Source organism: Streptomyces sp. NPDC002206 (assembly GCF_053593595.1).
Map to the genome: position 1 here is coordinate 35305 of NZ_JBSFCW010000017.1, position 14336 is coordinate 49640.

Here is a 14336-nt window from a genome sequence, read left to right on the forward strand (position 1 = left end):
GTCGTCACGCAAGCAGGACTCGCTTGCGCAGGAGGTCGAAGCCGGCGCGGCCGAACATGTGGCGCTTGAGCATCTTGATTCTGTTGACGTGGCCTTCGACGACACCGGAGTTCCAGGGCAGGGGGAGGCCGGCGATGACGGCGTCACGGTCGCGGTCAATGCCCGCGGCGAGCGTGTGGAGGCTGGGGAGGTCGTCCTGCCGGACCGCGGCGATCCATTCCGGCAGGCACTCACCCTTGCGGTCCGCGAGCATGATTGCGAAAGACCGGACGTGACGAGTGAGCGCGTCCAGTTCGGGGCAGTGTTCCGGACGGTCTTGAGCCGAATCTGCTCGGTCTCGGTGAGGTTCTCTGGGCGGCGGAGGATCCATCCGGCGACGGACCGGGGCGAGGGCGCCCTGGCAGTCACCGGCCGCGGTGACGTGCGCTTCTCGTGCAGGTAGGCGCGAACGCGCTGGTAGCTGCCTCTCTAGCCGAGTGGAACGATCTCCTCCCACAGCTTCCAGGCATTGGTGCAGCCTTCGGCCCAGCGGTCGTCGAGGTAGGTCTTGCACTCGTCGAGAACGGAGGGGCGGTTCTGTCACTGGCCTGTGAAGAGCTCCTCTGGAGTCTGGGCGTCGGCGAGCTGCTTGACGGTGCGGTAGGTCATTCCGAGCTGCCGTTGGATCGAACGTCGGCTGTGCCCGGCCCCCAGCAGGGTGCGCACGGCGGCGTGCCGGGTCCGGGTGCGCTCGGCGAACCGGTGCCCTCGCGGCCACGGCGAGCCGGACGGGTCCGCAGCCGGGGCGGGCTCGGATTCGGACTCGGCTTCGGGAGTAGCGGGGACGAGGACGCGCAGGCAGCGGCGGTGCTGGGCGACGCTTCGCTCGGCGGCATCGCTGAGGTTGTGCCAGAGATGCCATCGGTCCGCGACCTGGATCGCCTGCGGGGCTCCGGCTTCGGCGCCTTCTGCGAAGAACGGCGCGCGGTCCCGGCAGACGACCTCGACACCGGGCCGCTGCGCGAGCCAGGCGGCCAGGCTCGATGCTTCCCGATCAGGGAGGAGATCGATGGGACGGCGGGTTTCGACGTCCACCAGGACGGTGCCGTAGTGGCGGCCCTTGCGGGTGGCGTACTCGTCGACGCCGACGACGCGCGGCGCGGCAGCCTCCGGATCGGGGAGCGCGTCAATCAGACGCAAGACCGTTTTCCGACTGACGGACAACCCAAGGACGGAGGCCAGGCGGGCGCCGGCTCGGCCCGCCAAGCTCCGCGCAGACAAGGGGTACGACTACGACCACCTGCGCCGATGACTCGTGTCCCGGAACATCACCGCGCATCGCCCGCAAGAGGATCAAGTCGCCGCCGCCCCTTGGACCGTGGAACGGACGGTGGCCTGGCCGGCTGCCACCGCCTGGACCGTCACGAGAAGCGCAAGGCGGAACACTTCCTGGCCTTCTCCGGAACTGCCGCAGCCCTGATCTGCTACCGCCGACTGGACCGGCTGACCAGTTCACACGGCCCCAAGAAGGCCCGGATCAACTCCATCGAACTGTCGGCACGAATCCCGGGCGACACCGAGCAACTCCGCCATGGGAACGGCGCGACGAGTGGTCGCAGAGAGGTCCTGACGTGCCTCGGCAGACCACAACGGCGGAAACAGCGATAGGCCCTGATCGCTGTTCAGTGCCCGGACCTCATCCTTCCAGCCGGGCCAGCGAAGATCCGCGTAGAACTCATCAAGCGCCCCCGACACCAGCCAGGCCATCCACGCTGAGTGACTGACCCCAAGAGCCTCCCAGCGAAGCGAATCGGGGGCGAAGTAGACCATCTCGCCAGCTTCCCCGGGACGACCCGCGTTGGCGGGAGCTCCACCGTTGAGAGCGAAGACGCCGCCCAGCACGTCGTGCGCCACCACGAGACCGGGATAAGCCTGCCACGCAGGGTCGAGCGCTCCAGGGAATCGATTGACCCGAGCCAGACTCGGCACCCCGTGCGCAGCCCCGTCCGCAGGGCTGCCGAAGACCCGCAACCATCCGCCGTCGACCAGCAGCCCGCCGCAGTGCAGTGTCACCGCGCCCAAGTAGGACCTGGCCGTGACCTGCAACTGGAGAAGCGACGCTGTCCCCAGGTCGCCATCGGGCGGAAACACCTCGACGGACACCGGCCCGGCACCGAGGGTTTCTCTGAGTTCAGGCCAGGCCGGTTCCTCAACGTCGATCAAATGCCTCAACTCGCGCATGCCCGCATCGTCGCACCCGCACCTTGCACCTCAACCGGTAGGGCGCTTCGACGAACCGAACGCCTATCGGGATGACCTCTGAAGCTGTGGAGCCGACGCCCCGGCCGCAGAGGGTTGACGTCCTCGATGTGCGATTCGCTTGTAGGTAGGTGTCATGTGCGCAGGTCGAGCAGCATGACGTCATAGAGGTCCGGGCCCTCCCACGGGCGCGCCTCGCCGATCTTGCGGTAGCCCCATGCCCGGTAGGCGGCCGACGCTGCCTTGCTGTCCGGGTGGACGTTCAGGAGCACCCGCTCGGCTTCGATGCGGTCAAGCAGGACCTCGTGCAGACGTCGCGCGATACCCTGCCCGCGCCATGGTCCGCGCACGGCAAGTTCCATGAGGCCGAAGGTGCGGTGCCCATCCTCGCGGCGCATGTCGGCGGGCACAGGATCGGTCAGTTCGTCCCACCACCCTGTGTCAGGCTCGACTGGATAGCCGTAGGCCATGCCGACTGGCTCGCCGTCCTCGGTATGGGCCAGGGCGGCGCGAAAAGTGCGCTTGCGGGTCTGGAAGCGAAAGTGCCGGAACGTGCCCGCGACGTCGTCCGCGGCCTCGTTGTACGGCGGTTCCGCGAAGACGTCGGCATAGACCCGCCTGAACGAGTCCTCAGCCTGTGCTGCGGCCGAGCCGTCTAGCCGCTCTACCGTGATGGTTCCCTGTGGCGTCATGTGGTGCCCCCTCGGACGTTCTCGCGGATGCACTCGCCACACTCTCGGGCAGTGGCACCCGCACGCCACTCCCAACCCTACTCAGTACCTCACGGAGTCTTGGGATAGCCGTACAGCAGCCCAGTACCGCAACCGCAGCAACTGCCCCCGTCCGCCGCTACTGTCTCTCCGGAGTTTCGTAGCGACCGGCATGACCGTCAGCGACTGTTCTGTCTAGAGCCTCGGATTGCGCCGCCGATGGCGCCGGCAATCTGGGCAGACAGGTAGGCGGCGACCTCGCGGGCAGTCGGCCCGTCGTCCGCTGAGCGGCCGGTCCGCCCCGCGGCGAGGGGGACGACCGGGTTGAAGTGGGCGCCGGAGGCCGGACCGAGCAGCGCGATGAACACGGCAAGGCCGAACACGGCTGCCAGCGAGTTGGCGAACAGTTGCACGCCCACGTCGCGGGACAGCTCGGTTGACTGAATGCCGGAGCCCACCACGACCGTCACCAGGGCGGCCGTACCAATGCACTCGGCTGCGACGCGGCGGCCGAGAGAGGCGATGGAAGTCGTCAGCAGACCCCGACCTCGGTCGGCTCGGCGGGGGTTTGCAGGAGGGAGGACAGCCGGGCCAGCGCGGCCGGCAGCACCCAGTAGTAGACCCAGGTCCCTCGCCGCTCCGAGCCCACCAGGCCCGCTTCCCGCAGCACCTTCAGATGATGCGAGATCGTTGGCTGTGACACGTCGAATGGCCCGGTCAGGTCACACACGCAGGCCTCGCCACCCTCATGGGAGGCGATCAGCGACAGCAGCCGGAGCCGCACTGGGTCCGAGAGCGCCTTGAACATGCCCGCCAGGTCGACGGCGTCCGCCTCGCCCAGCGGTTCGCGGACCATCGGCGAGCAGCACACTGCCTGTTCGTCCTGCCTGAGAACCCGTAGTTCCGATTTCGACATGTGTCTATGTTGACGCTTATCGATTCTGGTGGCAACCTCGGGCTTGTCGAGCTGTATCGATGAATGTCGATACAGAACCAGATGAGGGAGACCATCATGTCTCGCGTTCAGCTCGCCCTGCGCGTTGCCGACCTTGAAGGCTCGATCGCCTTCTACTCCAAGTTCTTCGGCACCGAGCCCGTCAAGCTCCGCCCCGGCTACGCCAACTTCGCCATCACCGAGCCCCCGCTCAAGCTCGTCCTGATCGAAGGCGAGGACGGCCAGGACACCCTCCTGGACCACCTCGGCGTCGAGGTCGAGTCGACCGACCAAGTCACCGCAGCCACCGGCCGACTCCAGGAAGCGGGCCTGGCCACCTTCGAGGAGAACGACACCTCCTGCTGCTACGCCGTCCAGGACAAGGTCTGGGTCACCGGCCCCGGCAAGGAGCCCTGGGAGGTCTACGTGGTCAAGGCCGACGCCGACACCCTCCGTAAGAGCGGCGACAGCGCACCGGCCGCCTGCTGCACCTCCGACGAGCAGGCCGAGCCCGTTGCCCTTGGTACCGGATGCGCCTGCGGCGGCTAGTGCAGCAGCGCACCAGATCAAATCGTCGACGGGCGGGCTCCGACGTCGAGTCCAGACGCGCTCCGATGGGTGGCGGTGGGCCCGGCAGTACAAGCGTCGGTCGCGGCCACTGAGACGTGCCGAGCGGTCGGGCAGGGACTCACGGGGAATTATGGCAAGTGAGGGGGGAGCAACAGACTATGCCGAAGCCAGCGTTCTGCAGGTCCGGCCGACGGCCTCGCACCCGTCCCGACTGCCTGTTGGCGGACAAGGGTCGCGTGCCCATTCCGTACCCGATGCCTGATCGTCGGGCACAATCACAGCCTTTCATCGAGCGAACCTCGGCAGAGTCGACAGCAGTTGACTGGCTCATGCCTGCAGGGGTCTCCGAGCGGATGGCAGAGGTGTACGCGGTCCGGCTACTCGATGCCCTGGACGGCAACGGACCTCATGTCCGGAGCCATGATGGCAAGCACCTGATCCAAGCGCGGTAGAAGATTCCCTACTTCATCAAGGCCCGCGCACGGCGTGACCTGCCTCATGTCTCCGCCGCGGCTGGCCGCGTGAGGCGGCGCGCTCGGCGACTGCGGGCATGAACTGGGGGACCCCCTCTGTGGCTGGGGCGGGCAGGCCCACAGACTGCCCGGCTCGCCGGAAGCTTAAGGGGCCATGATTACGCGCCTCAAAGCAGCTCCAGACCGGAGCCGCTCCGCCGACCTTCGTTGCTGCTGTCAGGGGCGGACGAGGACGGTGCCGACCTTGCCGGGCTGTACCGCGTGCTCCACGGCGTCGGCCAGCTCGCCGAGGCCGTATGTGGCGACCACGTCGAACTGCTCCGCCAGCGCCAGCGCGATCTGCTTCGCGGTGGCGATGTCGGACGCCCGCCGCTCGGGGGACGCCTCGGACGGCCACCCGCTGATGATGTTCTTGCCCCGCAGCGTCAGCGACTTGCTCACCAGCGTCGATGCATGCACCGAGATCGGCTCCTCGGCGATCATTCCGTAACTGACCAGCTTCCCGCCCGGCGCCAGGAGGTCCACAAGGCTCCCGGTCATCATCCCCCCGATCGGGTCAAGGGCCACGCTCACCGGACGACCTCCGGCCGCCTTGCGGACCTCATCGGCCCAGCCCGGATGCTCCGTCGCCACGACCGGCACATCCGGGAACCGCTTGCGCAGCTCGACGGCACCGCGCTCGCTGCGGACGACGTTGATGAGCGCGAAGTTGTGGAACTGGGACACGCCCGTCACCAGCCGCCCGACCGATGAACCCGCGGCGGTCTGCACCAGAAAACCGTCGTAGCCGAAGGCAACGTGCTCCTGCGCCTCACGGCGCAGCATCACCACGGTGAGCGGGTTCGCCAGCATCTGCGCGGCGACCTCGTCCGGCAACTCGTCCGGTACGGCGACGACCGCCTCGGCGTCCGCCACGAACCACTGGGACCACGCCCCCGGCTGGGGGAAGACCGTCACGCGGCCGCCGACCTCGACCCCCGGCGCCACGCGCGTTCCCGGGCCGATAGCCTCCACCACGCCGGTCGCCTCGATGCCCGGCGTCACCGGATCCGCAGCGTCCCCTTGGTAGGCCTCGATGAGATGGAGATCTCCAGGGTGTACTGGGAAGGCCGTGGTGCGGATGAGGACCTGGCCGCGCTCGGGCGCTGGCGGCTCCGGCTCCTCGATGACGGTCAGGACGTCGGGGGGCGATCCGCCACGGGTGTAGACGACACGCCGGTTCATGGCTCTCCTCCTGCGCGCTGGGTACGTGAGGGGCTTGAGGGGACATCAGCCGACGTCCCGCAGCAGCAGGTGCTGCCCGCTGAGTGCACCGTCCAGGCGCATCAGCTGCCCGCCTTCACGCAGGCCCCCGTTCACGCTCGCACGCTGGGCAACCAGCAGCACAGCCGAATGGGCCGATCGGGTTCTGGGCCATATGAGGCGTCCCTGGCGCCGCACTCTCACCGGAAGCGACCAGTGAGCCGACGCAGGCCGTCGAGGTCTTGGCAGGTTGCGATACAGCAGCGAGTACATCAACCGCAGAAGCCGAAGGCGGCCACCAACGGCCCCCGACGACCGCCGTACCAGCCTCCCGGACCGTAATGGCCGTCCGGCCGGTAGTTCGGGACGAAGAGGTCGCCGTGCTACAGCCGTGCCAGGTACAGGGGCCAGCCGCCGTCAACAAGGGTGGCCGACGGGCATGTCCCCGCCTACTGGCTCGGCCATAGAAGCCGCAGGTCACAGGCGCGGCGCCCCTGCCCCCTAAAGCGGGTGTCAGGCCGGCAGCCCATCGCCGATGATGCGCTGATGAGCGATGACGTGGTGGAGTTCCTGCGAGCGCGGCTGCACGAGGTGGCCGAGCTGGCCGGCCGATGCGACGGGGATGACTGCGGACAGTGGACCGCCCACGGAGACACTGTCGATTTCTGTCAGATGGATCTCTCCGGATTTGACCCGACGATCGCCCAGCACGTTGCTCTCCACGATCCCGCCCGCGTTCTCCGTGACGTAGAAGCCAAGCGTCGTGTCCTGGCGCGACACGTGCTCAGCCCCGCAATCGACGACCCAGAGTTGCCCTGGGACAACCGAAACGACTGCCAGTACGACGGCGAGGACTGGCCCTGTCCCGACCTCCTGGACCTGGCCCTGCCATACGCCGATCATCCGGACCACTGTGAACAGTGGTGGCCGCACCAGATGCGCACCAGGTAGGCCAGGGACCAGCGGTCAACGACGGTCATCCCCGTGACCCGGCGGCCCGACGGATCTTGCACCACCAGACCGTCCCCAAGCAAGGAATTCACAGGCTCACCCACCGTTGCTTCACCACAAGAAGATGACGTCCATGAACAGTACGACTACGGGTGTCCCAGCCGTCCGACCGTCCGATTAGAGCTGTGACCAGCAAGAACAGGCCGGACAGTCCATACGGGTTGCGCACCCCGCAGTAGAGGCGAAGAGGCGATGTGGCCTGGTGGAACCAGAGACGTTCGCTACTCGTCGGCTCGGGCGCGAGGGTTGGCAGCCGTCGGCACCGCTCAGTGGCGGTGAGCTGATCGGAACGACGGCGCCGCCGCTTCACCGGCGACGGCGTCCACTGCACCGTCCCAGCACCGGGCGGGCGGCGCCCCTGCGCGTGCAGGCCCATGGCGATCAGCCTCGCGCGTCTCGTGCGGAGCCCCGCCGCGGAGACCGCGCCTGGAGGCGGTCAGCCGCGGCGTGACATAGCGTTTTCCCTGACGGGCCGGAGCCGACAGTGGCAATGCGGAACGGCGGATCAGCGGTGGAGCAGCACGAGGGCAAAGCTTCCTGTCAGGCGGATGACGGATGGTGGTCCGGCCGTCTGCATGAGCTCTGGAGTCTCGCCGACAAGGCGCAGGACGTGACAGAGCTGGCCGATTCCCTCTACGACATGCTGCTCCGTATGCCCGGTGTGCTGGCCGTCGTGGGCACCCGCTGGAGCGGTGGGCTGCTGCACTATCTGCGTAGTGTCACCCTGGCGGAGCCGACGCCATCGTTCGTGGAATTCGAACAGGATTTTGGTGAATCTGCCGCCGCCGAGGCCCCTGGCGGCGATCCGACTGTCACAGTTCACGAGGTATCGGAGCTCGACGGCGCTATGCCGCATGTCCAGGTTCTGGCGGCAGCGGGCGTGCGGAGCGTGGCCTTGTGTGCCGTGCCGCTGGGGCAGGGCGGCTGGGCGTCGTTCATGGTCGGCACCGCAGACAGGGACGCAGTCGATGTGACGCTACGGGCCCGGTTGAAGCAGGTGGCCGAGGTCACCATGGTCTCCAACAGGCGCATCATGGCGCGACGCGCGGATGAGCTGCGTCAGGTGAGTGACGCCTTCCTGGCGGAGGCGTCGTTGCAGATGGATTCGAGCCTTGATGTGGAGAGGACCGTGCGACGGGTTGCTCGGACGGCTGTTCCCGCTGTCGCCGAGGGGTGCGTCCTGCATCTGCGTCTTTCCGGCGGACTGACTCCCGTGGCCTCCACACATATGGACGCGGGCGAGCAGCAGTGGCTCGGTGTGGTCGCGGCCGAGGACCTCTGGCTCACGGATGTGTTGCAGCAGGTCGTCAACCGCGGGCAGGGGCTGGTGTTGCAAGGTGACGAGCTGGCAGGAGGACCCTTCGGGCCCACCTCGTCCGGGGCGGGGCGTGCTGTGCGTGCGCTCAGTGTGAATCCGCTCAAAGCTCGAGGGCGGGCTCTGGGCACTCTGACCTTCCTCTACCACCGGGTGGACCTCGCCGAGGCGGCCTCGTGGTTCCTTGCCGATCTTGCAGACCGGGCCGCGTTGGCCATCGATACCAGCACCCTCTACGAACAGCGGCGCCAGCACGTGGTCTCCCTCCAGCGGCATCTGCTACCGAGAGAGCTACCGCAGATTTCGGGTCTCATTCTGAGTTCGGCTTACGAAGTGGGCGATGAATCGCTCGACGTGGGCGGCGACTTCTATGACGCTGTCCCGGGGGCGCAGGGCGGTGTGACGCTCCTTATCGGTGACGTCTGCGGTCGCGGGGCGGAGGCTGCGGCACTGACTGGTCTGGCCCGCCATACCCTGCGCACCCTGCTCGAGGACGGCAGTACGCCCGAGCACGCGCTGGGACGGCTGAACCAGGCTCTGGTCAGGGAGGGCACGTCCCGCTTCGTGACAGCGCTCGTAGCGGTGCTGGTGTCGGACGGAAAGGGATTTGGCCTGCGTTATTGGAGTGCCGGGCATCCGGCGCCTCTGGTGCGGCGTGAGGATGGCGCTGTGGAGGAGCTCGCAGCCCACGGGGATCTGCTGGGTGTGCTGGAAGAAATCGAGTACGGATCTGGGTCGGCGCATGTGGCGCCGGGGGACGCGCTGGTGCTGTTCACCGACGGGGTGACCGAGGCGAGAGCGGCTGACGGAACGTTCTTCGAATCCTGCCTGCAGGACGCGGTGGCGCAGCAGGGGGCCGGTGAGGCTCATGGGTTCGCCGAACGGCTGGCAGCGGCTGTTGTGGAATTCCGGGCGGCAGGTGCGGACGACATCGCCGTGCTCGTCGCACAGGCGGAGATGGTCGCGTGAGCGGGTCAGCCGGGGATCCGAGGATCGATCACGATTTCGTCTGGGTCGTCGAGGATTCGGCGGAGGACGCTGAGGCGATTCAGCGGGCGCTCGGTCGCACTCATCCGGGTCTGACGCTGGAATTCACCGACAGGGGGGCCGGAGTCGCCGAGCGGTTGCTGGAATCCACCCGACGACCGGGGCTCGTCCTGCTGGATCTGCACATGCCCGGCCTCAGTGGAGCCGCGGTGCTCCGATCGATCCGCTCCATGCCTGAACTGAACAACGTGACCGTGGTTGTCTTCACGTCGTTCACCTCGCCGGACGAGGTCGACGCAACCTACGCGGCAGGAGCCGACAGTTACATCTACAAGCCGGTCAACTTCGAGCTCTTCCGCACCGTTCTGAAGGGGGCCGTGGACTACTGGCAGCGAAGAGCGAAGGGCGGGGACGAGGGCCCTGCCGCTCAGTCGCCGCCTTCGTGACCCAGAGTGAAGTAGAAGCTGGTCCCGCAGCCTGGTTCGCTTTCGAGCCACAGCTCGCCGCCGTGGCGTTCGACGATCCGTTTGACGATCGCGAGACCCACGCCGGTGCCTCCACCGCGCTCGTCCTGCCCGTGCAGTCTGCGGAACAGCTCGAAGACCTCGCCCTGATGGTCGGCCGGAATGCCGATGCCGTTGTCGCGGACCACGACGGTCTGCTGGGGGGTTCCGCCTGCCGGAGTGCGGAGTGTGTCGACCAGGACCTCGACCATGCGGTCTCCTTGATCGGCGGCGTACTTGGCAGCGTTCACCAAGAGGTTGACCAGGACCTCGTAGAGCCGGTGCTCATCGGCGTACACCTCGGGCAGATCTCTTCTGATGACCCGCACGTGGGCCTCGGCCAGACGTTCCCCGGCCACCTCAAGTGCGGAGTCCAGCACCCGGTCCAGTGGGACACGGATGCGGTGCAGCCCGCCTCGGCCCAGCCGGGCGAAGTGCAGCAGCGAGTCGAGCAAGTCGTCCATCCGGCCGGCCAGTCGCCGCATGGTGAGCATCCGTCGGACGGTCGTCGCGTCGAGGTCCGCTGCGGCATCCTCGATGACGAAGGTCGCGGCGTTGAAGATGCCCCGCAGTGGTTCCTTGAGGTCGTGGGCCGTCACATGGGCGAACGAGTCGAGGTCGGAGTTGGCGACGCGTAGCTGTTCGTTGAGCGCTGCCAGTTCGGCCTCGTGCCGGAGTACGAGACCGGTCAGCGTGCGCCAGAGCTCCTGCGCGGTGGCGCGGTCGGTCGGCGTCCAGGGCAGGCTCTGTCCACGTACCACCGCGCGGAAGACGGCGCCCGACCCGCGAGGAGTGAGCCGCTCGCCTCGCGGGCCGACTTGGACGGGTTTGGAAGGGTCGGTGGCCCATTGGCGGGCGGTGGGACGGTCCCTGCGGAACCAAGCGAGGAAGTCACCCGAGCGGCTCAGCGTCACCATCAGGATCCCCGCCGGACCGCCTTCCGCCATGTCGCCGCCGGGTTGGTCCGGTTCCTCGGACAGACGGTCCGTACTCCAGACCGTGCCCGGTGACAGTCCTGCCGCGCGTGCCTGGAGGGTCTCCAGCAGAGCGGGCGCGATATTCATCCCGCTGGTGGTGCTGCGTCCGCCGCGGCAGAGCGCCGCACCATCGGCGTCCAGCAGTCTTCTGAGGGCGTCGTCGCCTGCCAGAAGCGAGTCCTCCAGATCGGACGTGACCCGGGAGATGATCTGATCAAGCCGCTCACGGGACGCGGTGAGCGCCTCGGCCTGCTCTCGTTCCTCGATGACCGCGAGTTGCAGGGAGAAAGCGACACCGAAGAACTCACATACCGCTCGCAGTTCCGGGGGAATGGTGGTGGGGGCGTCGCCATGACAGGCGATCAGCCCCCAGAGCTCGCCCTCCCGGAGGACACTCACCGACATCGACGACTTCACACCGATGTTCCGCAGGTACTCCAGATGAAAGCCGGACACGGTGCGCAGTACGGAATTCGACAGGTCCAGTGGCACGCCCGAGCCGGCCCGTCGCGGGGGATGCAAGCCCACACTGACGTCGTCCACATCGGCGATCACCCGGATCCAATTGTCGCGGTAGAGCCGCCTCGCCTGGGGCGGGATGTCACTGGCGGGGAACCAGAGCCCCAGCCAGGGCTCGTGGCCGTCGGTGAGTTCCTCCGCGACCACCTCTCCTGGCCCGTCCTCACCCTCGAAGCGGTAGGCGACAACACGGTCGAAGCCGGTCAGCGCCCGGATCTCACGGGTGGCCGCCTGGCAGCACTCGGCTGCCGTCGTCGACGACCGAAGCCGTGTCAGGGCTCGCCGAACCCCCTGGTAGTACCGCGCGAAATGCGGCAACGCGACGGCTCGCGGCTCCCACTCCAGGATCAGAAAGGGCCCCTGCCGGTGTGCGGTCACGTCGAACATCCGGGGGGTGCCTGCCACGTCGATGGAGACAGGAAGAACCAGGCTTGCCGCCTCGTGCTGAGCGCTGACCTCAAGAGCCTCGGCCCAGTCCTCGGGGGACAGCACCCGCGCGATGGGACCCCCGACCAACTCCTGGGCCGCGATCCCCAGCAAACAACCGGTGTTCAGAGCTGCGGTGTCCACGGTGCCGGTATCGGCCTCCACCGCGAGCAGGGTGCCGTGGGACTGGATCCTGCCCAGCAGATGAATGGGCTCCTGGACGCATTCGCTGAGGTCGAAACCCAGGGCCGCCGTGGCCTCGGCCTCCCGCCCCGGGTTCGGAAGGGACATCTCTTCTCCCACGTACCGTGTTCTCGATCCGGTCTGGTCGGCCGTCCGGCTCGCCGAAATCCTTCCACGGCACCCTGGGGCCGAAGGGCTGCTGCGGGCGCGTGTCGTCGCTCCGGGCGGCGGCCACCTGCCGCCAGGCTGCCGGTGCCGAGTTGGCGGAAGCGATCACAGCCTATGGCTTCGGCACCCTCGGACTGACCAGGGTTCACGCCACCGTAACTGCATCGAACAAGGCCTCACTGGCCCTGCTGGACGGAATCGGTTTCGAGCATGTCCGGGACGTCAAAGAGGACGACGGCAGCACCACCTGCGTGTTGGTCCGCCGTCTGAATGCGAGCGACAAGTCGCCCATCGCACGATAGGACGGGCCTGCGTTCGCGAGCGCACCCCGCCACACCAACCGCGAGCAGCGCAAACGGCGCCCTTCTTCCCTACTCCATGGTCATGGCATGGGCTGACAGGGCGAACTGTAGGAGCTCTCGGTCAGGCCTCCCCTGGGAAGCCGGGGCCGTGGCTATCGTCGGACTATTCCCAACCTCCACCTACCGGGATGGACATGAACAAGGCTCAGCTCGTCGAAGCGATTGCTGACAAGCTCGGTGGGCAACAGCAGGCCGCCCAGGCGGTCGATGCGGTCCTCGACGCCATGGTCCGCGCAGTTGTCGCGGGCGAACGGGTGTCGGTCGCCGGAATCGGCAGCTTCGAAAGGCTTGACCGGACCGCTCGTTACGCATGCAAGCCGCAGACCGGCGAGCGCGCGCCCGCCAAGAAGAGCGCCGATTGAAATCCGGCGACGCCTTAGATGCCGTCCTCTACCGAGTTGCCAGCAGACGGCACGATTTCCATGTCGAGGCAGAGGCGGGCCACGGAGCAGCGGCGTGACGACAGTGGCGACGACGGCCACCCCAGCCTGAGCAGCAGGGCTTGCTCGACGAGGTGCTGGCCGTAACCGCCGTTCACTCATGCCGTGTGGATCGAGGTGTGGGTCGTGGAGATCTTCTTGACGTGCTGGGAGCCGGCCACCCGGGAGGGCGCGCTCGCGGCGGTGACGAGCATCGCTGGCAGCAGGCCGAGTGAGTCGATGCCAGGGCGAGCTGCACCCGCAGCAGATCGTGGGTGCAGTTTCTGCCCTCTGCCCGGGGGCCCTCAACTGTGCAGGTTCGTTCTTCAGCAGTCATGAGATCGGTCCGGCAGCAAGGGATGCGAAGGTCTCCAGAAAGGGCAGGAGCCTGCGGGAGCTGCGGGCGGACCTGCCGTTTCTGTACTCCGGTGAACGCGCAGAGGCCCACGAACGCGGGCCGGACGCGGTGGTGGAGCCGGGAAGGATGTCAATGGCGCCGCGGCCCCCTTTGAAAATATTCAAATAATTACGAGGAGTGGAACAAATCAGCTCATCACCGCTTATCCCGCCGGCTGACCCGGTGGTCACTTCGTGGCTTGACTGTGCAGTGTGCAGTCGCAGCACCGTGCTGCGGCTCACGGACACGCCGAAGCAACTCGCCATGCGGGCACCGGCCCGACCGGCGAGCGCGAGGCCGACTGCGGCCAGCGTCGACCGCAGCCGCTCGGTCCGCCGGCTCTACGACCTGCTGCGGATGTTCGGCCGCGAGGGACGCCCCACCCCGCTGGGCACCGCGTCGTCGAGTACGGGCGGATCGGCAAGACCCTGCATCTGCTGCGCGTGGTCGACCCGGTCGACGACACGTACCGGCGGCAGATGAACCGGCAGCTCACCGTGCAGGAGTCCCGCCACAAGCTTGCCCGGGACATCTGCCACGGCAAGCGCGGACAGATCATGTAGGCGTACACGACGGGGCAGGAGGACCAGCTCGGCGCGCTCGGGCTGGTGCTGAATGCCGCCGTGCTGTGGACGACCCGCTATCTGGACGCCGCCGTCGAGGAGTTGCGAGCGCTGCCGACCGATGAGCGCGAGCACGACGTCCTGGACGAGGACGTCGCCCGCGTCTCCCCGCTCAAGCACGCGAACCTCAACGTGCTCGGCCGTTACAGCTTCACCGCCAGCGTCCCGGCCGCCGGCGCCCTGCGCCCGCTGCGCGACCCGGACGCGCTGGAGCCAGAGGACGAGACCGGCACGGAGTGAACCGCGCGCGGGTCAGCCGACCGGGGTGAGGGCAGCGTC

At 67.7% G+C, this 14336-nt stretch carries 9 protein-coding genes and 6 pseudogenes; 8 read left to right on the forward strand and 7 right to left on the reverse strand.

Annotated elements, in window-relative coordinates; all coding sequences use genetic code 11:
- Nucleotides 1–4: 4 nt before the first annotated feature.
- The 5 genes and pseudogenes from ACWCP8_RS26525 to ACWCP8_RS26545 all read right to left on the reverse strand — a co-directional run.
- Nucleotides 5–1248, reverse strand: a pseudogene (locus tag ACWCP8_RS26525) (ISL3 family transposase); the annotation flags it as partial.
- Nucleotides 1249–1491: 243 nt separating this feature from the next.
- The gene (locus tag ACWCP8_RS26530) at nucleotides 1492–2220 is read right to left on the reverse strand and encodes a DUF2625 domain-containing protein (RefSeq protein WP_451118544.1); all 729 of its coding nucleotides are present in this window, start codon (nucleotides 2218–2220) and stop codon (nucleotides 1492–1494) included.
- Nucleotides 2221–2372: 152 nt separating this feature from the next.
- Nucleotides 2373–2930 (reverse strand): GNAT family N-acetyltransferase, encoded by a 558-nt coding sequence (locus tag ACWCP8_RS26535; protein ID WP_352269364.1) that lies wholly within the window; start codon nucleotides 2928–2930, stop codon nucleotides 2373–2375.
- 224 nt (nucleotides 2931–3154) lie between these two features.
- Nucleotides 3155–3472 (reverse strand): annotated as a pseudogene (locus ACWCP8_RS26540) (aquaporin); the annotation flags it as partial.
- A gap of 8 nt (nucleotides 3473–3480) precedes the next feature.
- On the reverse strand, nucleotides 3481–3864 hold the full coding sequence (locus ACWCP8_RS26545; RefSeq protein WP_352269363.1) for an ArsR/SmtB family transcription factor: 384 nt from the start codon (nucleotides 3862–3864) through the stop codon (nucleotides 3481–3483).
- A gap of 96 nt (nucleotides 3865–3960) precedes the next feature.
- On the opposite strand from ACWCP8_RS26545, the gene ACWCP8_RS26550 reads away from it, so the two are divergent.
- Nucleotides 3961–4431, forward strand: coding sequence for an ArsI/CadI family heavy metal resistance metalloenzyme (locus ACWCP8_RS26550; RefSeq protein WP_451118547.1), 471 nt, complete (start codon nucleotides 3961–3963; stop codon nucleotides 4429–4431).
- 311 nt (nucleotides 4432–4742) lie between these two features.
- Nucleotides 4743–4904 (forward strand): annotated as a pseudogene (locus ACWCP8_RS26555) (NUDIX hydrolase); the annotation flags it as partial.
- A 237-nt stretch (nucleotides 4905–5141) separates the two neighbouring features.
- Here ACWCP8_RS26555 and ACWCP8_RS26560 read toward each other — a convergent pair.
- Nucleotides 5142–6149 (reverse strand): alcohol dehydrogenase catalytic domain-containing protein, encoded by a 1008-nt coding sequence (locus ACWCP8_RS26560; RefSeq protein WP_352269360.1) that lies wholly within the window; start codon nucleotides 6147–6149, stop codon nucleotides 5142–5144.
- Between the two features lie 564 nt (nucleotides 6150–6713).
- Here ACWCP8_RS26560 and ACWCP8_RS26565 point away from each other — a divergent pair.
- The 3 genes from ACWCP8_RS26565 (at nucleotide 6714) to ACWCP8_RS26575 (ending at nucleotide 9926) form a co-directional block, all read left to right on the forward strand.
- On the forward strand, nucleotides 6714–7118 hold the full coding sequence (locus ACWCP8_RS26565; RefSeq protein WP_451118550.1) for a DUF6221 family protein: 405 nt from the start codon (nucleotides 6714–6716) through the stop codon (nucleotides 7116–7118).
- Nucleotides 7119–7689: 571 nt separating this feature from the next.
- Complete coding sequence (locus ACWCP8_RS26570; RefSeq protein WP_352269357.1) at nucleotides 7690–9462, forward strand: PP2C family protein-serine/threonine phosphatase; 1773 nt, start codon at nucleotides 7690–7692, stop codon at nucleotides 9460–9462.
- Entirely contained in the window at nucleotides 9459–9926 is a 468-nt protein-coding gene (locus ACWCP8_RS26575) for a response regulator (protein ID WP_451118553.1), read from the forward strand. Before ACWCP8_RS26570 ends, ACWCP8_RS26575 begins: the two co-directional genes overlap by 4 nt.
- Here the strand turns inward: ACWCP8_RS26575 and ACWCP8_RS26580 are convergent.
- Nucleotides 9908–12196 (reverse strand): ATP-binding protein, encoded by a 2289-nt coding sequence (locus tag ACWCP8_RS26580; RefSeq protein ID WP_352269354.1) that lies wholly within the window; start codon nucleotides 12194–12196, stop codon nucleotides 9908–9910. The two genes, ACWCP8_RS26575 and ACWCP8_RS26580, sit on opposite strands and share 19 nt — an antisense overlap.
- Before the next feature lie 143 nt (nucleotides 12197–12339).
- Between ACWCP8_RS26580 and ACWCP8_RS26585 the strand changes: the two are divergent.
- From ACWCP8_RS26585 to ACWCP8_RS26595, 3 pseudogenes are all read left to right on the forward strand, one after another.
- A pseudogene (locus ACWCP8_RS26585) lies at nucleotides 12340–12558 on the forward strand (GNAT family N-acetyltransferase); the annotation flags it as partial.
- A 194-nt stretch (nucleotides 12559–12752) separates the two neighbouring features.
- Nucleotides 12753–12974, forward strand: a pseudogene (locus ACWCP8_RS26590) (HU family DNA-binding protein); the annotation flags it as partial.
- A gap of 796 nt (nucleotides 12975–13770) precedes the next feature.
- A pseudogene (locus ACWCP8_RS26595) lies at nucleotides 13771–14297 on the forward strand (Tn3 family transposase); the annotation flags it as partial.
- Between the last annotated feature and the right edge of the window lie 39 nt (nucleotides 14298–14336).

Excerpts from the sequence above, each read along its gene's own strand:
- ACWCP8_RS26530 (WP_451118544.1), bottom strand. The coding sequence starts at position 2,220 with ATGCGCGAGTTGAGGCATTTGATCGACGTTGAGGAACCGGCCTGGCCT.
- ACWCP8_RS26535 (WP_352269364.1), bottom strand. The coding sequence starts at position 2,930 with ATGACGCCACAGGGAACCATCACGGTAGAGCGGCTAGACGGCTCGGCC.
- ACWCP8_RS26545 (WP_352269363.1), bottom strand. The coding sequence starts at position 3,864 with ATGTCGAAATCGGAACTACGGGTTCTCAGGCAGGACGAACAGGCAGTG.
- ACWCP8_RS26550 (WP_451118547.1), top strand. The coding sequence starts at position 3,961 with ATGTCTCGCGTTCAGCTCGCCCTGCGCGTTGCCGACCTTGAAGGCTCG.
- ACWCP8_RS26560 (WP_352269360.1), bottom strand. The coding sequence starts at position 6,149 with ATGAACCGGCGTGTCGTCTACACCCGTGGCGGATCGCCCCCCGACGTC.
- ACWCP8_RS26565 (WP_451118550.1), top strand. The coding sequence starts at position 6,714 with ATGAGCGATGACGTGGTGGAGTTCCTGCGAGCGCGGCTGCACGAGGTG.
- ACWCP8_RS26580 (WP_352269354.1), bottom strand. The coding sequence starts at position 12,196 with ATGTCCCTTCCGAACCCGGGGCGGGAGGCCGAGGCCACGGCGGCCCTG.